The sequence below is a fragment of the Burkholderia sp. genome (genome assembly GCF_018375725.1).
In the GTDB taxonomy this organism is placed as follows: domain Bacteria; phylum Pseudomonadota; class Gammaproteobacteria; order Burkholderiales; family Burkholderiaceae; genus Burkholderia.
The window spans coordinates 1-2,483 of sequence record NZ_JAHACR010000441.1 but is presented as its reverse complement, the minus strand read 5'-3'; the positions used below and the strand labels follow the sequence as shown (position 1 = coordinate 2,483).

Annotated in this window: 2 protein-coding genes; both read right to left on the bottom strand. The window is 66.7% G+C overall.

The features are described from left to right. On the bottom strand, positions 1 to 1,981 hold a 1,981-nt coding region (locus KH616_RS24090), incomplete at its 3' end, for a bifunctional (p)ppGpp synthetase/guanosine-3',5'-bis(diphosphate) 3'-pyrophosphohydrolase (RefSeq protein ID WP_292253688.1). Between the two features lie 36 nt (positions 1,982 to 2,017). After that, positions 2,018 to 2,371 carry a RidA family protein gene (locus KH616_RS24085; protein ID WP_292253685.1) on the bottom strand — a complete coding sequence of 118 codons (354 nt, stop codon included), beginning with the start codon at positions 2,369 to 2,371 and terminating at the stop codon, positions 2,018 to 2,020. Positions 2,372 to 2,483 lie beyond the last annotated feature (112 nt).

Here is a 2,483-nt window from a genome sequence, read left to right as displayed (position 1 = left end):
CGGACCAGGTCGTCTGCAGCACGCGCTCCGGCGCGCGCTCCGCCATGCGGCGGAACATCGCGCAGTCGCTGCGGTGGATCGACATCCCCTTGCCGCGCGTCACGAAACCGCTGATCGGATCGGGCGGCGCCGGCCGGCAGCAACGCGCAAGCTGCGTCAGCAGCGCATCGACGCCGACGACCAGCACGCCAGTCGACGCACCATGCGCGACACTCGCACCGCTGCTGCGCTTTTCGAAATCGGCGGGCGCTTCGGGCGCAGGCTCCGGCGGCGGCGCATCCGACAGCGCCAGTTCAATGTTGCGCAGGCTGAATGCCTCTTTGCCGACGGCGGAAAACAGTTCGTCAGTCGACTTGAAACCGAGCTTCGCCGCGAGGTGATCGAGATTCACCGACGTCCTGCCCTCGCGCTGCAGCGTCTTTTCGACGAGCGCGCGCCCGTGGGCGATGTTCTCTTCCAGCTCGATCGCGTTGAACCACGCACGCACCTTCTGGCGCGCACGCGGACTCTTGATGTATCCGAGCTGCGGATTCAGCCAGTCGCGCGACGGACCGCCCTCCTTCACCACGACGATCTCGACCGTCTGGCCGTTCGCGAGCGGGGTATTCAACGGCACCATCGCGCCGTCGACGCGCGCGCCGCGGCAACGATGACCCAGTTCGCTGTGCAGGTGGTAGGCGAAATCCACCGGCGTCGCGCCCTGCGGCAATGCGATCACGCGCGCCTGCGGCGTCAGCACGTAGATGTGGTCGTCGTCGAGCGTCGTCTCGCGCAATTGCGCCCACGCCTTGCCGCCGTCGCCCTCCACTGCGCCGCCGTCCTCGACGTCGTCCTTCCATGCGAGCAACTGACGCAGCCAGGCGATCTTCTCGTCGTACTTGTCGCTCGCCGAGAACTGGCCGCCGTAGCCGCGCGTGCCCGCTTCCTTGTACCGCCAGTGCGCGGCGACGCCGTATTCGGCGAAGCGATGCATCTCGTGCGTGCGGATCTGCACTTCGAATGCCCGCCCGTCGTCGCCGATCACGACCGTGTGCAGCGACTTGTAGCCGTTCGGCTTCGGACGCGAGATGTAGTCGTCGAATTCCTTCGGCACCGGCTGCCACAGGTGATGCACGATGCCGAGCACCGTATAGCAATCCTTGATGTCCGGCACGATCACGCGGAATGCGCGCACGTCGTACAGCTCGGAGAAGTCGAGCTCCTTGCCGCGCATCTTGCGCAAGATACTGTAGATATGCTTCGGGCGGCCGCTCACCTCCGCCTGGATGTGCGCAGCGGCCAGCTCCTGCTGCAGGCGTTCGATCGCCTCCGCGACGTAGGCTTCGCGCTCGATGCGCTTCTCGTCGAGCAGCTTCGCGATCCGCTTGTACGTGACGCCATCCTCGAAGCGGAACGCCAGATCTTCCAGCTCCCATTTCAGCTGCCAGATGCCGAGCCGGTTCGCGAGCGGCGCGTAGATGTCGAGCGTCTCGCGCGCGACATCCGGCGGCGGCGTCACCTTCGCCGCCGCGTAGTAGCGCAGCGACTGGAGCCGCGACGCGAGCCGGATCAGCACGACGCGGATGTCCTGCGCAAATGCGAGCAGCATCTTGCGCAGCGCTTCGATCTGCGCGCGGCGTGCGGCCGCCGCATCGCGCCCGCCCTCCGGCACCGCGTGCTGCGCGGCGCGCAGGCTGACCGTGCCGAGCCGCAACAACTTGCGCACATCGAACACGAGGCCCGCAACCTCGTCGCCGAACCGTTCCGTCAGCTGGCGCTCGGGATCGATCAGGTGCGGCGTCAGCGCAAACAGCGCCGCCGCCCGCACCGCGGGCGGATCGACGTTCAGCGTGCGCATGATCGACGCGGTGCCTGCCGCGTGATCCGCCAGCGGTTCGCCGGAAAGCAGCCGCGCGTCGCCCGCGTGCTCGCGCACGAACGCCAGCACGTCTTCGAACGACGGCGACGCGGCTGCGGATGTGGAAACGGTATCGGCGCTCATCGTGCTGGCTGGCGAGGTGCGGTCATCGCGAAACGGTCAGCTCCGCTGAGCGGCGACGACGACGATCTCGACGAGCAGCGCGGGATCCGCGAGCTTCGCCTCGACAGTGGCACGCGGCGGCGTGTTGCCCTGTGCGACCCAGGCGTCCCACTCCTCGTTCATGCCGGCGAAATTCGCCAGATCCGAAATATAGATCTGCACCGACAGCAGATGCGCCTTGTCGCTGTTCGCTTCGGCGAGCAGGCGGTCGATATGGCCGAGCACTTCACGCGTCTGGCCCTTGATGTCCTGCGTGGTGTCTTCGGCGATCTGGCCGGCGAGGTAGATCGTGCCGTTATGGATGGCGGTTTCGGAGAGGCGCGCGCCGACGTGATGACGAATGACTGCCATGAAGAAATTCCGGTTGATTGACGATGTGATGAGTGTGGCGGCGCGCCCGTCCGGCGCGCCGACCAATCACATATTTTGACGCGTGGACGCCTTCCCCGAGGAAAAACCCGCG

Excerpts from the sequence above, each read along its gene's own strand:
- KH616_RS24085 (WP_292253685.1), bottom strand. The coding sequence starts at position 2,371 with ATGGCAGTCATTCGTCATCACGTCGGCGCGCGCCTCTCCGAAACCGCC.